The organism is Enterobacter sp. CRENT-193 (assembly GCF_002787395.1).
In the GTDB taxonomy this organism is placed as follows: Bacteria; Pseudomonadota; Gammaproteobacteria; order Enterobacterales; family Enterobacteriaceae; genus Enterobacter; species Enterobacter hormaechei_C.
In genome coordinates this window covers 938,276-956,475 of sequence record NZ_CP024812.1, presented here as the reverse complement: position 1 = coordinate 956,475, position 18,200 = coordinate 938,276, and the positions used below count along the sequence as shown (strand labels likewise).

12 protein-coding genes, 4 tRNA genes, 3 rRNA genes and 1 riboswitch are annotated in these 18,200 nt (G+C 54.4%); of the genes, 3 read left to right on the top strand and 16 right to left on the bottom strand.

What is annotated here, in order from left to right:
• The 6 genes from ilvD to ilvL form a co-directional block, all read right to left on the bottom strand.
• Positions 1-1,851, bottom strand: a complete 1,851-nt coding sequence (gene ilvD / locus CU081_RS04735; RefSeq protein ID WP_008501574.1) for a dihydroxy-acid dehydratase — start codon at positions 1,849-1,851, stop codon at positions 1-3.
• 60 nt (positions 1,852-1,911) lie between these two features.
• A complete protein-coding gene (locus tag CU081_RS04730) occupies positions 1,912-2,841 on the bottom strand; it encodes a branched-chain amino acid transaminase (RefSeq protein ID WP_022652051.1) in 930 nt (309 codons plus the stop codon).
• A gap of 18 nt (positions 2,842-2,859) precedes the next feature.
• The gene (ilvM, locus tag CU081_RS04725; protein ID WP_003860184.1) at positions 2,860-3,123 is read right to left on the bottom strand and encodes an acetolactate synthase 2 small subunit; all 264 of its coding nucleotides are present in this window, start codon (positions 3,121-3,123) and stop codon (positions 2,860-2,862) included.
• Positions 3,120-4,766: an acetolactate synthase 2 catalytic subunit gene (ilvG, locus tag CU081_RS04720; protein WP_022652052.1), complete on the bottom strand. Its 1,647-nt coding sequence runs from the start codon at positions 4,764-4,766 to the stop codon at positions 3,120-3,122. Before ilvG ends, ilvM begins: the two co-directional genes overlap by 4 nt.
• Positions 4,767-4,768: 2 nt before the next feature.
• Complete coding sequence (gene ilvX / locus CU081_RS26230; RefSeq protein WP_192930497.1) at positions 4,769-4,819, bottom strand: peptide IlvX; 51 nt, start codon at positions 4,817-4,819, stop codon at positions 4,769-4,771.
• Between the two features lie 86 nt (positions 4,820-4,905).
• A complete protein-coding gene (gene ilvL / locus CU081_RS04715; RefSeq protein ID WP_001311244.1) occupies positions 4,906-5,004 on the bottom strand; it encodes an ilv operon leader peptide in 99 nt (32 codons plus the stop codon).
• 341 nt (positions 5,005-5,345) lie between these two features.
• Between ilvL and CU081_RS04705 the strand changes: the two genes are divergently transcribed.
• Positions 5,346-6,866, top strand: a complete 1,521-nt coding sequence (locus CU081_RS04705; protein WP_022652053.1) for a YifB family Mg chelatase-like AAA ATPase — start codon at positions 5,346-5,348, stop codon at positions 6,864-6,866.
• A gap of 29 nt (positions 6,867-6,895) precedes the next feature.
• Here CU081_RS04705 and CU081_RS04700 read toward each other — a convergent pair whose 3' ends face one another.
• Entirely contained in the window at positions 6,896-7,234 is a 339-nt protein-coding gene (locus CU081_RS04700; RefSeq protein WP_006808641.1) for a DUF413 domain-containing protein, read from the bottom strand.
• Positions 7,235-7,352: 118 nt separating this feature from the next.
• Between CU081_RS04700 and hdfR the strand changes: the two genes are divergently transcribed.
• The gene (gene hdfR / locus CU081_RS04695; protein ID WP_003860190.1) at positions 7,353-8,174 is read left to right on the top strand and encodes an HTH-type transcriptional regulator HdfR; all 822 of its coding nucleotides are present in this window, start codon (positions 7,353-7,355) and stop codon (positions 8,172-8,174) included.
• A gap of 99 nt (positions 8,175-8,273) precedes the next feature.
• On the opposite strand, the gene CU081_RS04690 is transcribed toward hdfR, so the two are convergent.
• The 9 genes from CU081_RS04690 to btuB form a co-directional block, all read right to left on the bottom strand.
• A tRNA-Trp gene (locus tag CU081_RS04690) sits at positions 8,274-8,349 on the bottom strand.
• Positions 8,350-8,401: 52 nt separating this feature from the next.
• Positions 8,402-8,478 (bottom strand) — tRNA-Asp (locus CU081_RS04685).
• A 55-nt stretch (positions 8,479-8,533) separates the two neighbouring features.
• A 5S ribosomal RNA gene (gene rrf, locus CU081_RS04680) occupies positions 8,534-8,649 on the bottom strand.
• Positions 8,650-8,718: 69 nt separating this feature from the next.
• Positions 8,719-11,621, bottom strand: a 23S ribosomal RNA gene (locus tag CU081_RS04675).
• A 171-nt stretch (positions 11,622-11,792) separates the two neighbouring features.
• Positions 11,793-11,868 (bottom strand) — tRNA-Ala (locus tag CU081_RS04670).
• A gap of 105 nt (positions 11,869-11,973) precedes the next feature.
• A tRNA-Ile gene (locus CU081_RS04665) sits at positions 11,974-12,050 on the bottom strand.
• Between the two features lie 70 nt (positions 12,051-12,120).
• Positions 12,121-13,662: ribosomal RNA gene (locus tag CU081_RS04660) — 16S ribosomal RNA — on the bottom strand.
• Together the 16S, 23S and 5S rRNA genes with 4 tRNA genes alongside form the textbook arrangement of a ribosomal RNA operon.
• Positions 13,663-14,048: 386 nt before the next feature.
• Positions 14,049-14,900: a glutamate racemase gene (murI, locus tag CU081_RS04655; protein ID WP_003862067.1), complete on the bottom strand. Its 852-nt coding sequence runs from the start codon at positions 14,898-14,900 to the stop codon at positions 14,049-14,051.
• Positions 14,845-16,695 carry a TonB-dependent vitamin B12 receptor BtuB gene (gene btuB / locus CU081_RS04650; protein WP_039269135.1) on the bottom strand — a complete coding sequence of 617 codons (1,851 nt, stop codon included), beginning with the start codon at positions 16,693-16,695 and terminating at the stop codon, positions 14,845-14,847. Before btuB ends, murI begins: the two co-directional genes overlap by 56 nt.
• Before the next feature lie 66 nt (positions 16,696-16,761).
• Positions 16,762-16,937: riboswitch (cobalamin riboswitch) on the bottom strand.
• Positions 16,938-17,041: 104 nt separating this feature from the next.
• Here btuB and trmA point away from each other — a divergent pair.
• Positions 17,042-18,142 carry a tRNA (uridine(54)-C5)-methyltransferase TrmA gene (gene trmA / locus CU081_RS04645; RefSeq protein ID WP_003862063.1) on the top strand — a complete coding sequence of 367 codons (1,101 nt, stop codon included), beginning with the start codon at positions 17,042-17,044 and terminating at the stop codon, positions 18,140-18,142.
• Positions 18,143-18,200: the final 58 nt, after the last annotated feature.

The window sequence follows — 18,200 nt, the reverse complement described above, 5'->3', positions numbered from 1 at the left end:
TTAGCCCCCCAGTTTAGATTTATCGCGCACCGCGCCTTTATCTGCACTGGTGGCAAGACTCGCGTAAGCGCGCAGGGCGAAGGAGACTTCACGCTGACGATCTTTCGGCGTCCAGGCTTTGTCGCCGCGGGCTTCCTGCGCCTCACGACGGGCCGCAATCTCCTGGTCACTCAGCTTCAGCTGAATGCCGCGGTTCGGAATGTCGATTTCGATCAGGTCGCCATCTTCGATGATCGCGATATTGCCGCCGCTTGCCGCTTCTGGCGAGACGTGGCCAATGGAGAGGCCTGACGTGCCGCCAGAGAAACGACCATCGGTGATCAGCGCGCAGGCTTTGCCGAGGCCCATCGATTTCAGGAAGGTGGTCGGGTAGAGCATCTCCTGCATGCCCGGACCGCCTTTCGGCCCTTCGTAGCGAATGACCACCACGTCGCCTTCCACCACTTTGCCGCCGAGGATAGCGTCTACCGCTTCGTCCTGGCTTTCATACACTTTTGCCGGGCCGGTAAATTTCAGGATGCTGTCGTCCACGCCTGCGGTTTTCACAATGCAGCCATTTTCTGCGAAGTTACCGTACAGCACGGCCAAACCGCCGTCTTTGCTGTAGGCATGTTCCAGCGAGCGAATGCAGCCTTCGGCGCGATCGTCATCCAGCGTGTCCCAGCGGCAATCCTGCGAGAACGCCTGGGTGGTACGGATGCCCGCCGGACCGGCGCGATACATGTTTTTCACCGCGTCGTCTTTGGTCAGCATCACGTCGTACTGCTCCAGCGACTCCGGCAGCGTCAGGCCGAGCACGTTTTTCACGTCGCGGTTCAGCAGCCCGGCGCGATCCAGCTCGCCGAGAATACCAATCACGCCACCCGCACGGTGGACATCTTCCATGTGGTACTTCTGGGTACTCGGCGCGACTTTACACAGCTGCGGCACTTTGCGGGAGAGCTTGTCGATGTCGCTCATGGTGAAGTCGATTTCAGCTTCCTGCGCGGCGGCCAGCAGGTGCAGAACGGTGTTGGTGGAACCGCCCATGGCGATATCCAGCGTCATGGCGTTTTCGAACGCCGCTTTACTGGCGATGTTACGCGGCAGCGCGCTGGCGTCGTCCTGCTCGTAGTAGCGTTTGGTCAGCTCAACGATGCGCTTGCCCGCGTTAAGGAACAGCTGCTTACGGTCGGCGTGGGTCGCCAGCAGCGAGCCGTTGCCCGGCTGAGACAGGCCCAGCGCTTCGGTCAGGCAGTTCATGGAGTTGGCGGTGAACATCCCGGAACAGGAGCCGCAGGTCGGGCACGCGGAGCGTTCCACCTGGTCGCTCTGCTCGTCAGAGACTTTCGGGTCCGCGCCCTGTATCATCGCATCGACCAGGTCGAGCTTGATGATTTTGTCGGAAAGCTTGGTTTTCCCCGCTTCCATCGGGCCGCCGGAAACGAAGATCACCGGAATGTTCAGACGCAGGGAGGCCATCAGCATCCCCGGGGTGATTTTGTCGCAGTTGGAGATACAGACCATCGCATCGGCGCAGTGGGCGTTAACCATATACTCCACCGAGTCGGCGATCAGCTCGCGCGACGGCAGCGAATAGAGCATCCCCCCGTGGCCCATTGCGATACCGTCATCCACCGCAATGGTGTTGAACTCTTTCGCCACGCCGCCGGAGGCTTCGATTTGCTCGGCAACCAGCTTACCGAGATCGCGCAGGTGCACGTGGCCCGGCACAAACTGGGTGAAGGAGTTCACCACGGCGATAATTGGCTTGCCGAAATCGGCGTCGGTCATTCCGGTGGCGCGCCACAGTGCGCGGGCACCCGCCATATTACGGCCGTGGGTGGTGGTGGCTGAACGATACTTAGGCATGCTTTATTTACTCCCGTCTGACTATTTAATGGGACGGTGCGTGCCGTCCCAAATTTATATTTAGTGATTAACCTGATCCAACCAGCCGTATTTATCTTCTGTCTCGCCGGTGAAGAGGCCAAAGAACGCTTGCTGAATGCGTTTGGTCACCGGGCCACAGCGGCCTTCGCCCACCTGAATGCCATCGACGCTACGCACCGGCGTAATTTCAGCCGCGGTACCGGACATAAACACTTCGTCAGCCAGGTACAGGGATTCGCGGGACAGCACCTGCTCGCGCACTTCGATACCCAGATCTTTTGCCAGCTTGATGATGGCGTCACGGGTGATGCCTGGCAGCGCGGACGAGGTAAACGGCGGGGTGAACAGAATGCCGTCTTTTACTTCAAACAGGTTTTCGCCCGCACCTTCGGAGATGTAGCCATTCACATCCAGCGCGATACCTTCCTGGTAACCGTGACGGCGCGCTTCGCTGCCGACCAGCAGTGAGGACAGGTAGTTACCGCCCGCTTTAGCCGCAGTCGGGATAGTGTTTGGCGCCACGCGGTTCCAGGAAGAAACCATTGCGTCGATCCCCTGATCCAGTGCTTCCGCGCCCAGGTAGGCGCCCCACGGGAACGCAGCAATAATCACATCGGTGTTATAGTCAGCGGGCGGGTTGACGCCCATGCCGACATCACCCACGAAGACCAGCGGACGAATATAGGCGCTGGTCAGTTTGTTCTGGCGAATCACCTCGCGGCAGGCTTCCATCAACTCATCAACGCTTTGGGAGACCGGGAAACGATAAATTTTGGCTGAGTCATGCAGACGCTGCATGTGTTCACGGTGGCGGAACACCACTGGTCCTTTGTGAGAGTCGTAGCAACGGATCCCTTCAAACACGGAGGTGCCGTAGTGCAGCGCGTGGGACATCACGTGAACTTTCGCGTCTTCCCAGCGAACCATCTCACCATTGAACCAAATGTAATCAGCTTTTTTTGTCGTCATTTTTTCGTCCTGTCACGCTTAAGCGCGGATTTGTTGTGATGTGGTTGTGCTCTGGCAGATGGCAACATGGGCAACGTCTACCAGTTTTGATAACTGACTAAACAGTAAGTCGACCGGCCGCGGGCTGGCAACGGTTAATTCGATACTGATGTTCTGTGCGTCGGTAGCCGTTTCCATATTCATAGAGCAAATCTGAAAGCCACGGTGGCGAACCACGCGCAAAACGCGTTCTAACGTTTCCGGGTTGAAGCGAGCCTGCACGGCGACCTGATGTTGCATCATGATAATTTCTCCAGCATTTGTGAGTTACTGGCACCGGGCGGTACCAACGGCCAGACGTTCTCAAGCTCATCGATTGAGACATGAAGCAGGTATGGCCCTTCGCTTGACAGCATGGTGTCGAGTGCCGCTTCAACCTGGTCTTTACGGGTGATGTGCTGGCCAGGAATGCCGAAGGCGCTGGCCAGGGTGAGGAAATCGGGGTTATCGGTCAGGGTGGTTTCACTGTAACGTTCCTGGAAGAACAGCTGTTGCCACTGGCGAACCATCCCTAAACGCTGGTTATCGAGCAACACGATCTTCAGCGGTAACTGCTTGCGCTTCACGGTGCCGAGCTCCTGAACGTTCATCATGAAGGAGCCGTCACCGGAGATACAGATAACGGTATCGTTCGGGCGGGCAACCTGTGCACCAACGGCGGCTGGCAGACCGAAGCCCATCGTCCCTAACCCGCTGGACGTGATGAAGTTTTCCGGACGGGTGTAGGTCATGTGCTGGGCAGACCACATCTGATGCTGGCCGACATCGGTCGTCACCACGCTGTCGGCGGGCTTACGGTCGGACAACTGCTTCAATAGCAGCGGCGCGTAGATGGCCTCGCCGGGGTGGTCGTAACGCCAGGCGTGTTCAGCGCGCATATCGGCGGTGTGCTGACGCCATGGGTTAATATCCAGCGGCTGCTCCAGGGCCGGTAACAGCGCGTTAAGATCGCCCTGCAACGCGACATGCGCCTGACGCAGTTTGTTCATCTCCGCCGGGTCGATGTCCATATGGATCACTTTGGCGTTCGGCGCGAAGGTATTCAGCTTGCCGGTAACGCGGTCGTCAAAACGCGCGCCGACGGCGATGAGCAGGTCGCATTCCTGCACCGCCAGGTTTGCCGCTTTGGTACCATGCATCCCCAGCATGCCCAGATAGTAGGGGTAATCAGCATCTACCGCACCCAACCCTTTCAGCGTGCAGGTGGCAGGCATTTGCGTTGCCGCGATAAATTCGCGCAGTGCAGGAACCGCCTGCGCCATACCTACGCCACCACCAACGTACAGCATCGGTTGTTTGGCCTGCGCTATCATCTGACGCGCCTCTTCCACCTCTGCATGCGGGAATGCATCATCGCTTTTCACGGTAGAGAAATGCGGTTCCAGATCGCCGAGTGCAACCTGGATATCTTTCGGGATATCAACCAGAACCGGGCCAGGACGGCCAGAGCTGGCAACCTCGAACGCTTCGGCCATCACCCGCGGCAGCTCTTCAAGAGACTGAACGAGGAAGCTGTGTTTGGTGCAGGCCAGCGATAAACCGAGCACATCCACTTCCTGGAAGGCATCGGTGCCGATGAACGGAGAGGCAACCTGTCCGGTGATCGCCACCACGGGTACGGAGTCGAGCAGCGCGTCAGCCAGGCCGGTGATCAGGTTCGTTGCGCCGGGACCTGAGGTGGCCATACAGACACCGGTTTTACCGGTCGCACGGGCATAACCGATGGCGGCCATCGCTGCGCCCTGCTCGTGTCGGCACAACAGGTGCTCCACGCCGCCGTCATACAGTGCATCGTAAATCGGCATAATTGCGCCACCCGGATAACCGAATACTGTCTCGACTCCCTGCGCGCGCAACGCATGTACTACCCACTGTGCCCCATTCATAGTTAGTTCCCCGTCATAAATCTGGAGAAACAGAATTTTGTGCTACTTGTCATTCTCTGCTCCTCATTTACGTTTTTTAGTCATAAAAAAACCCCCGGACCTTTCGGTGCGGGGGTCTTAGTTCGTTAAGGCTTGATTTCTAAGCCTTTCCTCGTCCAAGTGCAGCCCCGCACGGTGGGATAATAATCACCACCACGCTAATCACGACCAGGCTAATCACTCGTAGAAGGGCTGTCATTTTCAGTTCTTTTTGCATCTTGTTCGAAGGAATACCTAAAGAGTTACCACAGATATTTCATCTGACACAAGATTTTTTTATGACCTGTTTCTGTAGCAGGCGAACTATTTCTTTCAAAATCGTTGTTTTATATAGGGAAAAAATAGAAATGAAGATTTTTCATTTTTTTTGTCCTGTTTCATCAGGCAAGGCGCGCATGATTCCTTTTCTGCGAGGCCGATTCCACCGACATGTAATGATTACATTTAGGCGCTAAAAGGCTGGAACGAGCGCCGTAATTCAGTGAATGAGCGCTAAACAGGAAAAAATGATGCTGGCATAGTCACCGCCAAGGAGGGCTTATGTCACTGTCAGTTGTTTATACACGCGCGGCCATCGGCGTGAAGGCACCGCTTATTTCTGTAGAGGTTCATTTAAGTAATGGACTGCCCGGACTGACGCTGGTCGGCTTACCAGAAACGACCGTTAAAGAGGCGAGGGATCGCGTGCGCAGCGCAATTATTAATAGCGGTTATGCTTTTCCGGCGAAGAAGATCACCATCAACCTTGCGCCCGCCGATTTGCCAAAGGAGGGAGGGCGATATGATTTACCTATTGCTATAGCGCTTCTCGCGGCTTCTGAACAGCTCAATACGCCAGGGCTAAGCTCGTGCGAGTTCGTGGGTGAATTAGCGCTTACAGGCGCGTTAAGAGGCGTTCCCGGAGCAATCTCGGGTGCGCTTGAAGCCATACGCGCGGGAAGACAAATCATTGTGGCCAATGAAAATGCCTCTGAAGTAAGCCTTATCGCCGAAAAGGGATGTCTTGTCGCGGGACATTTGCAGGAGGTTTGCGCCTGGCTGGAAGGCCGACACGAGCTTGCCGAGCCGCAGGAGAATGACGAGGTGGCGCCAGATTCGCCCGAGGATCTCAGCGATATTATGGGTCAGGAACAGGGTAAACGAGCGTTAGAGATAACGGCCGCGGGTGGGCATAACCTGTTACTGATAGGTCCGCCAGGCACGGGGAAAACGATGCTGGCGAGCAGATTGAGCGGCCTGTTGCCACCCCTCAATAATCACGAAGCGCTGGAAAGCGCCGCGATATTTAGCCTGGTCAGTTCTACGTCGCTGCATAAACAGTGGCGCCGCCGTCCCTTCCGCTCTCCACACCACAGTGCGTCTCTTACCGCGATGGTGGGCGGGGGTTCGATCCCCGGGCCGGGTGAAATCTCACTAGCGCACAACGGCATTCTGTTTCTGGATGAATTGCCAGAGTTTGAACGCCGCGTGCTGGATGCATTGCGGGAGCCGATTGAATCCGGCGAAATCCATTTGTCTCGTACACGGGCCAAATTAAGCTACCCTGCGCAGTTTCAGCTGGTCGCCGCGATGAACCCTAGCCCTACGGGTCATTATCAGGGCAATCATAACCGCTGTACGCCGGAGCAGACACTGCGCTATCTGAGTAAGCTGTCCGGCCCCTTCCTCGACCGTTTTGATTTATCTCTCGAGATCCCCCTGCCCCCGCCCGGTCTGCTGAGGCAAACCGGTATTAAGGGCGAAAGCTCAGCAACTGTGCGTGAACGGGTTATTGCGGCGCAGGCGCGGCAGTATGTTCGTCAGAACAGGCTGAATGCCCGGCTGGATAACAGCGGGATCCGACAGTTTTGTTCTCTCAACGCTGAAGATGCGGGCTGGCTGGAAGAGACACTGACGCGGTTTGGGCTATCCATTCGCGCGTGGCAGCGTTTGTTGAAAGTTGCGCGCACGGTCGCCGACGTGGAGGGCTGCCCCGGAATAGAGAGGCGGCATTTGCAGGAGGCATTAAGTTACCGTGCGATCGATCGGCTGCTGTTGCATCTGCAAAAAATGCTGGCGTAAAAAAAAAGGGGCCGTAGCCCCTTCTCTTCTTAATCGTCAGACTCGGTGTAGTCTTCTGCACCTTCCATCTGCGGCTTGCCGCCAGACAGCGTATGGAAACGCTTAGGACGCTTAATGCGAGCCATATACTTGATCCATACACGTTCTGCATCAGATTGCGGCTCACGCTCACCACGGCAAACAGAGACAAACTGTTTTTCATCTTCGGTTGCCGGTTCACGTTTACCCAGATCCAGCTCGTTAAAGGCATAACCATGGCGCTCAAGAAGTTGAGCTTCTTTGATAGTGAAATCGCCGTGACGAGAGAACCCGCGCGGATAATGTTTATTGTCGAAAAAACGATTAGTCGTCGTAAAGCTTTCCGCCATCCTACACGCTCCTAATTCTTTGGCCGAGCTATTTATGGCGCGGAGTATTAGTTACGCTTGACAGAGTGTAAAACAAAACATTTAAATCATAACGACAAATAATTTTGCGGAGAAAGATGTGGATACGGAATTGCTAAAAACTTTCCTCGAAGTGAGCAGAACGCGACACTTTGGGCGAGCAGCTGAAGCCCTCTACCTGACGCAGTCAGCAGTCAGTTTTCGTATTCGACAGCTGGAAAATCAATTGGGTGTGAACCTTTTTACCCGCCATCGCAACAATATTCGTTTAACCCCGGCCGGTGAAAAGCTATTGCCTTATGCAGAAACCCTGATGAATACCTGGCAGGCAGCGCGGAAGGAGGTTGCGCACACCTCCCGGCATAATGAATTCTCGATCGGTGCCAGCGCTTCACTATGGGAATGCATGCTCAGCCAGTGGCTTATGCGGCTATATCGCTCACACAACCATCTGCAATTTGAGGCGAGGATTGCGCAACGCCAGTCGCTGGTTAAGCAACTCCACGAGCGGCAGCTTGATCTCCTGATCACCACAGAAGCGCCCAAGATGGACGAATTTAGCAGCCAGATTGTTGGACAGTTTAGCCTGGCGCTCTATGCATCCGAGCCTGCAATGATGAAGGCCGACCTGAATTATTTACGCCTGGAATGGGGGCCTGATTTTCAGCAGCACGAGACGGGGTTAATTGCCAGCGATGATATCCCGCAACTCACGACAAGCTCTGCGGAGATCGCATGCCAGCATCTTCCCGCATTGAAAGGCTGTACATGGTTACCTGTTCGCTGGGCGGATAATAAACCCGCACTCCATGTTGTCACCGATTCGACAACTCTCTCCAGGCCGCTGTATGCCATTTGGCTGCAAAACAGCGATAAGCAGTCGCAGATAAAAGATCTGTTAAAAACCAGCATACTGGATTAACGCAAAAGCCTGCGGAAACGCAGGCTGCTTATTCTTCAGGAAGGTGTTGAGCTGTTTTGCAGGCAAAAAAAATCCTTTGCCGAAGCAAAGGATTCTATATGGCAGGGGCGGAGAGACTCGAACTCGCGACACCCGGTTTTGGAGACCGGTGCTCTACCAACTGAGCTACGCCCCTAAAGTTTTTGCCATTAAGCCTGCCGAAAGGGCAGGCTTAATGTCTTAATAAGTGGCGGAACGGACGGGACTCGAACCCGCGACCCCCTGCGTGACAGGCAGGTATTCTAACCGACTGAACTACCGCTCCACCGAATACTTCTGTAACCACCGGATTAATGCACCGGCTTACTACTTAATTTGATGCCTGGCAGTTCCCTACTCTCACATGGGGAGACCCCACACTACCATCGGCGCTACGGCGTTTCACTTCTGAGTTCGGCATGGGGTCAGGTGGGACCACCGCGCTAAAGCCGCCAGGCAAATTCTGTTAATCTGTATCAGGCTGAAAATCGTGTCTGTCTCTTCGCCAAAACATCTTCGGCGTTGTAAGGTTAAGCCTCACGGTTCATTAGTATCGGTTAGCTCAACGCATCGCTGCGCTTACACACCCGACCTATCAACGTCGTCGTCTTCAACGTTCCTTCAGGAGACTTAAAGTCTCAGGGAGAACTCATCTCGGGGCAAGTTTCGTGCTTAGATGCTTTCAGCACTTATCTCTTCCGCATTTAGCTACCGGGCAGTGCCATTGGCATGACAACCCGAACACCAGTGATGCGTCCACTCCGGTCCTCTCGTACTAGGAGCAGCCCCCCTCAATTCTCCAGCGCCCACGGCAGATAGGGACCGAACTGTCTCACGACGTTCTAAACCCAGCTCGCGTACCACTTTAAATGGCGAACAGCCATACCCTTGGGACCTACTTCAGCCCCAGGATGTGATGAGCCGACATCGAGGTGCCAAACACCGCCGTCGATATGAACTCTTGGGCGGTATCAGCCTGTTATCCCCGGAGTACCTTTTATCCGTTGAGCGATGGCCCTTCCATTCAGAACCACCGGATCACTATGACCTGCTTTCGCACCTGCTCGCGCCGTCACGCTCGCAGTCAAGCTGGCTTATGCCATTGCACTAACCTCCTGATGTCCGACCAGGATTAGCCAACCTTCGTGCTCCTCCGTTACTCTTTGGGAGGAGACCGCCCCAGTCAAACTACCCACCAGACACTGTCCGCAACCCGGATCACGGGTCTACGTTAGAACACCAGCCATTAAAGGGTGGTATTTCAAGGATGGCTCCACGCAGACTGGCGTCCACGCTTCAAAGCCTCCCACCTATCCTACACATCAAGGACCAGTGTTCAGTGTCAAGCTATAGTAAAGGTTCACGGGGTCTTTCCGTCTTGCCGCGGGTACACTGCATCTTCACAGCGAGTTCAATTTCACTGAGTCTCGGGTGGAGACAGCCTGGCCATCATTACGCCATTCGTGCAGGTCGGAACTTACCCGACAAGGAATTTCGCTACCTTAGGACCGTTATAGTTACGGCCGCCGTTTACCGGGGCTTCGATCAAGAGCTTCGCGTTGCCGCTAACCCCATCAATTAACCTTCCGGCACCGGGCAGGCGTCACACCGTATACGTCCACTTTCGTGTTTGCACAGTGCTGTGTTTTTAATAAACAGTTGCAGCCAGCTGGTATCTTCGACTGATTTCAGCTCCGCCCGCAGGGGCTTCACCTACATATCAGCGTGCCTTCTCCCGAAGTTACGGCACCATTTTGCCTAGTTCCTTCACCCGAGTTCTCTCAAGCGCCTTGGTATTCTCTACCTGACCACCTGTGTCGGTTTGGGGTACGATTTCGTGTTACCTGATGCTTAGAGGCTTTTCCTGGAAGCAGGGCATTTATCACTTCAGCACCGTAGTGCCTCGTCATCACACCTCAGCGTTAAAAGGTACCGGATTTACCTGGAACCTCCGCCTACATGCTTAAACCGGGACAACCGTCGCCCGGCTGACATAGCCTTCTCCGTCCCCCCTTCGCAGTAACACCAAGTACAGGAATATTAACCTGTTTCCCATCGACTACGCCTTTCGGCCTCGCCTTAGGGGTCGACTCACCCTGCCCCGATTAACGTTGGACAGGAACCCTTGGTCTTCCGGCGAGCGGGCTTTTCACCCGCTTTATCGTTACTTATGTCAGCATTCGCACTTCTGATACCTCCAGCATGCCTCACAGCACACCTTCAACGGCTTACAGAACGCTCCCCTACCCAACAACACATAGTGTCGCTGCCGCAGCTTCGGTGCATGGTTTAGCCCCGTTACATCTTCCGCGCAGGCCGACTCGACCAGTGAGCTATTACGCTTTCTTTAAATGATGGCTGCTTCTAAGCCAACATCCTGGCTGTCTGTGCCTTCCCACATCGTTTCCCACTTAACCATGACTTTGGGACCTTAGCTGGCGGTCTGGGTTGTTTCCCTCTTCACGACGGACGTTAGCACCCGCCGTGTGTCTCCCGTGATAACATTCTTCGGTATTCGTAGTTTGCATCGGGTTGGTAAGCCGGGATGGCCCCCTAGCCGAAACAGTGCTCTACCCCCGAAGATGAGTTCACGAGGCGCTACCTAAATAGCTTTCGGGGAGAACCAGCTATCTCCCGGTTTGATTGGCCTTTCACCCCCAGCCACAGGTCATCCGCTAATTTTTCAACATTAGTCGGTTCGGTCCTCCAGTTAGTGTTACCCAACCTTCAACCTGCCCATGGCTAGATCACCGGGTTTCGGGTCTATACCCTGCAACTTAACGCCCAGTTAAGACTCGGTTTCCCTTCGGCTCCCCTATACGGTTAACCTTGCTACAGAATATAAGTCGCTGACCCATTATACAAAAGGTACGCAGTCACACCCGAAGGTGCTCCCACTGCTTGTACGTACACGGTTTCAGGTTCTTTTTCACTCCCCTCGCCGGGGTTCTTTTCGCCTTTCCCTCACGGTACTGGTTCACTATCGGTCAGTCAGGAGTATTTAGCCTTGGAGGATGGTCCCCCCATATTCAGACAGGATACCACGTGTCCCGCCCTACTCTTCGAGTTCACAGCAAGTGCATTTTCGTGTACGGGACTATCACCCTGTACCGTCGGACTTTCCAGACCGTTCCACTAACACACAAGCTGATTCAGACTCCGGGCTGCTCCCCGTTCGCTCGCCGCTACTGGGGGAATCTCGGTTGATTTCTTTTCCTCGGGGTACTTAGATGTTTCAGTTCCCCCGGTTCGCCTCGTTAACCTATGTATTCAGTTAACGATAGTGTGTCGGAACACACTGGGTTTCCCCATTCGGACATCGCCGGGTCAAGGGTTCATATCACCTCGCCGGCGCTTTTCGCAGATTAGCACGTCCTTCATCGCCTCTGACTGCCAGGGCATCCACCGTGTACGCTTAGTCGCTTAACCTCACAACCCGAAGATGTTTCACTTCATGGTTGCGAAAATTTGAGAGACTCGAACACACATGAGCTGTGTGTCGTTTCAATTTTCAGCTTGATCCAGATTTTTAAAGAGCAAAACTTCGCAGTGCACCTTTTCAGGTTCACTCTGAAGTTTTCTTGTGTTCGCAGTAAAAGATGGTGGAGCTATGCGGGATCGAACCGCAGACCTCCTGCGTGCAAGGCAGGCGCTCTCCCAGCTGAGCTATAGCCCCATCGTAGTCACCTCTGTACCGGTAATTTTTGTTGAAGCAAGGCGTGGTGACACGAAGCATACTCAGGTATGTGAGTGTCGCCGCAACGCAGCATCAGCAAAAATTTGGTAGGCCTGAGTGGACTTGAACCACCGACCTCACCCTTATCAGGGGTGCGCTCTAACCACCTGAGCTACAAGCCTGTAGAGGTTTTTTACTGCTGTTTTTCATCAGACAATCTGTGTGAGCACTGCAAAGGCAGGTTCTTTAAGGTAAGGAGGTGATCCAACCGCAGGTTCCCCTACGGTTACCTTGTTACGACTTCACCCCAGTCATGAATCACAAAGTGGTAAGCGCCCTCCCGAAGGTTAAGCTACCTACTTCTTTTGCAACCCACTCCCATGGTGTGACGGGCGGTGTGTACAAGGCCCGGGAACGTATTCACCGTGGCATTCTGATCCACGATTACTAGCGATTCCGACTTCATGGAGTCGAGTTGCAGACTCCAATCCGGACTACGACGCACTTTATGAGGTCCGCTTGCTCTCGCGAGGTCGCTTCTCTTTGTATGCGCCATTGTAGCACGTGTGTAGCCCTACTCGTAAGGGCCATGATGACTTGACGTCATCCCCACCTTCCTCCAGTTTATCACTGGCAGTCTCCTTTGAGTTCCCGGCCTAACCGCTGGCAACAAAGGATAAGGGTTGCGCTCGTTGCGGGACTTAACCCAACATTTCACAACACGAGCTGACGACAGCCATGCAGCACCTGTCTCAGAGTTCCCGAAGGCACCAAAGCATCTCTGCTAAGTTCTCTGGATGTCAAGAGTAGGTAAGGTTCTTCGCGTTGCATCGAATTAAACCACATGCTCCACCGCTTGTGCGGGCCCCCGTCAATTCATTTGAGTTTTAACCTTGCGGCCGTACTCCCCAGGCGGTCGACTTAACGCGTTAGCTCCGGAAGCCACGCCTCAAGGGCACAACCTCCAAGTCGACATCGTTTACGGCGTGGACTACCAGGGTATCTAATCCTGTTTGCTCCCCACGCTTTCGCACCTGAGCGTCAGTCTTTGTCCAGGGGGCCGCCTTCGCCACCGGTATTCCTCCAGATCTCTACGCATTTCACCGCTACACCTGGAATTCTACCCCCCTCTACAAGACTCTAGCCTGCCAGTTTCGAATGCAGTTCCCAGGTTGAGCCCGGGGATTTCACATCCGACTTGACAGACCGCCTGCGTGCGCTTTACGCCCAGTAATTCCGATTAACGCTTGCACCCTCCGTATTACCGCGGCTGCTGGCACGGAGTTAGCCGGTGCTTCTTCTGCGGGTAACGTCAATCGACAAGGTTATTAACCTTATCGCCTTCCTCCCCGCTGAAAGTACTTTACAACCCGAAGGCCTTCTTCATACACGCGGCATGGCTGCATCAGGCTTGCGCCCATTGTGCAATATTCCCCACTGCTGCCTCCCGTAGGAGTCTGGACCGTGTCTCAGTTCCAGTGTGGCTGGTCATCCTCTCAGACCAGCTAGGGATCGTCGCCTAGGTGAGCCGTTACCCCACCTACTAGCTAATCCCATCTGGGCACATCCGATGGCAAGAGGCCCGAAGGTCCCCCTCTTTGGTCTTGCGACGTTATGCGGTATTAGCTACCGTTTCCAGTAGTTATCCCCCTCCATCAGGCAGTTTCCCAGACATTACTCACCCGTCCGCCACTCGTCAGCAAAGCAGCAAGCTGCTTCCTGTTACCGTTCGACTTGCATGTGTTAGGCCTGCCGCCAGCGTTCAATCTGAGCCATGATCAAACTCTTCAATTTAAAAGTTTGATGCTCAATGAATTAAACTTCGTAATGAATTACGTGTTCACTCGTTGAGACTTGGTATTTATTTATCGTCCGAGGACGTTAAGAATCCATGTCACTTTGAGTGCCCACACAGATTGTCTGATAAATTGTTAAAGAGCAGTTGCAACGCGGCTTTCAGCACATCGTTGCGAGGTCCCGTATATTACGTTTTCCTCATTCAGAGTCAAGCAATTATTTTCACTTTTCTCTGTTGGCGTTCATCTCTGAACCCCGCTGTCCCGGCGGCTTGCAAGCCGTTGTTCCGTGTCAGTGGAGGCGCATTATAGGGAGTTCTCAGACGTTGACAACCCCTCTTTGAAAAAAAACGTTCAACCGTCTCTTTTTTGCTCAAAACCGTGCTACAGCGCCAGTTTTTCGAGCGTTTCAAAGCCATAACGACGTAAAACGGGCAAAAGTTGTTCAGTTTCTTTTGTTATCGCCATACAAAAAGCGATGTTCGCATCCGCGGATTTCGCATCCGGCGCCTCGTGTTCCAGCAACCAGGCCGTCCGACGCGCAATCGCAGCACCGGAATCCACCAGCCGGGTCCCTTCAGGCAGAACCTTTAACAGCTCTTCCTGTAATAGCGGGAAATGGGTACAGCCGAGAACAACCGTATCCGGTGGTTCCTGCATCCGCAGCCATGGACGCAGAATACGACGCAGCTCTTCAAGCGAGACCGTCTCGCCGTGCAGCTTCGCTTCCGCCATTTCCACCAGCTCCGCGGAACCGAGCATGGCGATCTGGCATTCATTGGCAAAGCGCTCAATAAGCTCGCGCGTATAAGGACGTTTTACCGTACCACGCGTCGCCAGCAAACCCACGATGCCGTTCGCCGTCAGACGCGCAGCAGGTTTAATTGCCGGCACAACGCCCACAACCGGGAACGGGAATTTTTCGCGCAGGGCAGGAAGAGAGACCGTGCTTGCCGTATTACAGGCAATGACCGCCAGCGCCAGAGGATAACGCTTTTGTACCGCGGTGACGATTTCAACCACACGCTCAACAATAAAGTCTTCACTCTTTTCCCCATACGGGAACGCGACGTTATCGAAGGCGTAGATGTAATGGAGATCCGGCAGGAGCTGCCGAATCTCATCATAGACCGAAAGCCCACCGACGCCGGAATCAAACACCAGCACGGTGGGACGCGGATCAGAAGGTGTAGCTGCCAGACAAGGTGTATTCCCGTCCTGCAGTTTGGTAGCCATAAACTGTCTCGTAATCTTTATCGAACAGGTTGGCTATTTTACCACGAACTGTGAGATGAGAGGTGACGGGATATGAAACCGCGACGTCCCACAGGCTGACGCCGCCCATTTTCACGCGTTCTGTTGCATAGGTATTCGGATCAACGGCAACGTCATAGCGAGTGCCCAGATAACGGTACGCCAGATTCCAGTCGAGATCCCACACCTGCCAGTCAAGCTGATACTTAACCTGCTGCTTTGAGCGACGTGCCAGGACTTCGTTGGTTTTCACATTGCGCGGGTCAACGTAGTCATAGGAAATTTGGTGCCCTACCGGTCCGGTATCGAACTGCGCCGTCACCTCAATCCCTTTGATGCGAGCCTCATCCACGTTGTAATAACGGTAGGTCCGCGGGTCGCTGTTAATCAGGTTATCAATATCATTACGATAACCCGTCACGCGCCAGTTTACCGGCCCCGTCAGGCCTTCAAAACCACCTTCCCACTGCTTACTCTCTTCTGGCTTCAGGTCCGGATTGCCGTAATCCTTACTGTGGATCTGGCTCATGGTCGGCGCTTTATACGCTGTGCCGTAAGAACCGATGATGCGATACCCGTCGATGAACTCCCATGCGGCGCTGGTCTGCCAGGTGGCATGATTGCCAAAGTTAGAGTTATCGTCATTACGCGCCGCCGCTTCCAGCGTCACGCTGTTGAACTGCTGCATCGCCGAAAGGAACACGCCGGTATTACGTTGTTCGTAACCTTTTTCCAGATAGCCCGTACCCGCCTGGGTTTTCTGCTTCTGCCAGTCCAGACCCGCGCCGATATTGCCGTGCCCCACTTCAACCGTATTCAGCCACTGGGTGGTGTACTGCTTCACGTCATCCATGGTTGCGGAGTCAGCGTAGCGGCCTTTTTTCGGATCATAGTTCTGATCTTTGCTACGGCCATACCCTGCCACCAGCTGTGACTGGAAAATACCCTGGTTATAGCGCAACCCGGTGTCCCAGTTCTGGCTGTAAACCTGACGCGTGTCCGGCCGCCCATCAATGCCGGTCGCGCCATAGTGATCGTAACCGTCATACGCGGAGCGGTTATCGTAGCCAAAGCCACGGACGAATCCGCTGACGCTGTCGGTAAACTGCTGCTCCACCGAGCCAAACAGCGATTTACTCATAAAACCATCGCGGTCTGGCTGGCGCGGGGCATCTTTTGCGGCAATATCAAAACCACGGGTATAGGTATAATCACCGGCCATGGTGATTTTGGTTTTATCGAACACCTGCTGGAAGGCACCGTTATAGTTTTGATACCCCTTTGAACCGACACCCGCAGAAATTTCCGCACCCGGCTTGTCGCGCCCGGTAATGATGTTAATCACACCGCCAATCGCGTCGGAGCCATACAGCGCCGAACGTGGGCCGCGAATGTACTCAATACGCTGAATCAGCGACGTCGGAATTTGGCTTAAATCGGGAACGTTGCTGATCCCGGCATTATTCAGAGGGATACCATCAATCAGTACCAGAACATGGCGGGATTCCGTACCGCGAATAAACGTTGAAGAGGTCGACCCCATCCCGCCGCTTTGTGCGATGTCCACACCCGGCAGGCGTGACATGATTTCCACAACACTCGTTGCCTGCCAGCGTTCAATATCCTCACGCGTCACGACGGAGGTCGGAGCCAGAACGGTTTTTGCTGGTTGTTCGAAACGGTTTGCTGTCACCACCAACGAGTCGGCGCTTTCCTGCGCCCAGCCCGAAAATGCCGTGACGGAAAACACCGTCAACAGCGATACTTTTTTAATCATTGTTAAAGCATCCACAATATAAGAAGGATGCCGCAGGCCTCACCGATAGCACGCGATGATGAAACCAAATGCGACGTGATCCCGGCAGGTCTTCGGGCTGGGTGGCGTTATACGGATGAAGACTTCCCATTTTCACAGTGTCTACAACTCTCATCCCGCCAGTCTTTACCGCTGCGCGTCAGCTCCAGATTTGCACTGGATTCCCTTTTCACTCTCAGGAGACCGGAAACAGAATGCTACAATTAGACACGTATAGATGTCCAGATAGCTATTAGCCATTAAATCTGGACATCCACTGCACAATCCCTACAATCCCCGCGTAATTCTTTATCACTCAGGACGCATCATGACCCCCGAACACCTCCCGACAGAACAGTACGACGCACAGCTGGCAGAAAAAGTTGTCCGCCTGCAAAGTATGATGACGCCTTTCAACGCGCCGGTTCCCGAGGTGTTTCGTTCTCCGGTCAGCCACTACCGTATGCGCGCTGAGTTCCGCATCTGGCACGATGGCGATGACCTGTACCACATCATTTTCGATCAGCAGACGAAATCCCGTATTCGCGTAGACAGTTTTCCGGCGGCGAGTGAGCTCATCAACCAGCTGATGACGCTGATGATCGACGGTGTGCGCAACAATCCGGTACTGCGCAACAAGCTGTTCCAGATTGACTACCTGACCACCCAAAGCAATCAGGCCATTGTTTCTCTGCTCTATCACAAAGCACTGACCGACGAGTGGCGCGAGCAGGCAGAAGCCCTGCGCGATGCGCTGCGCGCGCAGAATATCAACGTGCACCTGATTGGCCGCGCGACCAAAACCAAAATCATGCTGGACCAGGATTACATCGACGAGCGTCTGCCGGTGGCAGGAAAAGAGATGGTTTACCGTCAGGTGGAGAACAGCTTCACCCAGCCGAATGCCGCCATGAACGTGCAGATGCTGGAGTGGGCGTTGAAGGCGACGGAAGGGTCTAAGGGCGATCTGCTGGAACTCTACTGCGGTAACGGCAACTTCTCGCTGGCGCTGGCGCGTAACTTCGAACGCGTGCTGGCGACGGAAATCGCCAAACCGTCGGTGGCAGCCGCGCAGTACAACATCGCCGCTAACCATATTGATAACGTACAAATTATTCGTATGGCGGCAGAAGAGTTTACCCAGGCGATGAACGGCGTACGCGAGTTTAACCGCCTGCAAGGGATTGATTTGAAGAGCTACCAGTGTGAGACAATTTTTGTCGATCCGCCGCGCAGCGGGCTGGACAGCGAAACCGAGAAGATGGTGCAGGCGTACCCGCGTATTTTGTACATCTCCTGTAACCCGGAGACGCTGTGCAAGAATCTGGAAACATTAAGCCAGACGCACAAGGTTGAACGTCTGGCGCTGTTCGATCAGTTCCCGTATACGCACCATATGGAGTGCGGCGTACTGCTTACTGCACGATAATCTTTAGGCCGGATAAGCGTAGCGCCATCCGGCATTTTTTGGCAGGTGGCGCTTCGCT

What these genes read in the sequence shown, in the direction of transcription:
- ilvD (WP_008501574.1), bottom strand. Translation starts at nt 1,851, where the DNA reads ATGCCTAAGTATCGTTCAGCCACCACCACCCACGGCCGTAATATGGCG.
- CU081_RS04730 (WP_022652051.1), bottom strand. Translation starts at nt 2,841, where the DNA reads ATGACGACAAAAAAAGCTGATTACATTTGGTTCAATGGTGAGATGGTT.
- ilvM (WP_003860184.1), bottom strand. Translation starts at nt 3,123, where the DNA reads ATGATGCAACATCAGGTCGCCGTGCAGGCTCGCTTCAACCCGGAAACG.
- ilvG (WP_022652052.1), bottom strand. Translation starts at nt 4,766, where the DNA reads ATGAATGGGGCACAGTGGGTAGTACATGCGTTGCGCGCGCAGGGAGTC.
- ilvL (WP_001311244.1), bottom strand. Translation starts at nt 5,004, where the DNA reads ATGACAGCCCTTCTACGAGTGATTAGCCTGGTCGTGATTAGCGTGGTG.
- CU081_RS04705 (WP_022652053.1), top strand. Translation starts at nt 5,346, where the DNA reads ATGTCACTGTCAGTTGTTTATACACGCGCGGCCATCGGCGTGAAGGCA.
- CU081_RS04700 (WP_006808641.1), bottom strand. Translation starts at nt 7,234, where the DNA reads ATGGCGGAAAGCTTTACGACGACTAATCGTTTTTTCGACAATAAACAT.
- murI (WP_003862067.1), bottom strand. Translation starts at nt 14,900, where the DNA reads ATGGCTACCAAACTGCAGGACGGGAATACACCTTGTCTGGCAGCTACA.
- btuB (WP_039269135.1), bottom strand. Translation starts at nt 16,695, where the DNA reads ATGATTAAAAAAGTATCGCTGTTGACGGTGTTTTCCGTCACGGCATTT.
- trmA (WP_003862063.1), top strand. Translation starts at nt 17,042, where the DNA reads ATGACCCCCGAACACCTCCCGACAGAACAGTACGACGCACAGCTGGCA.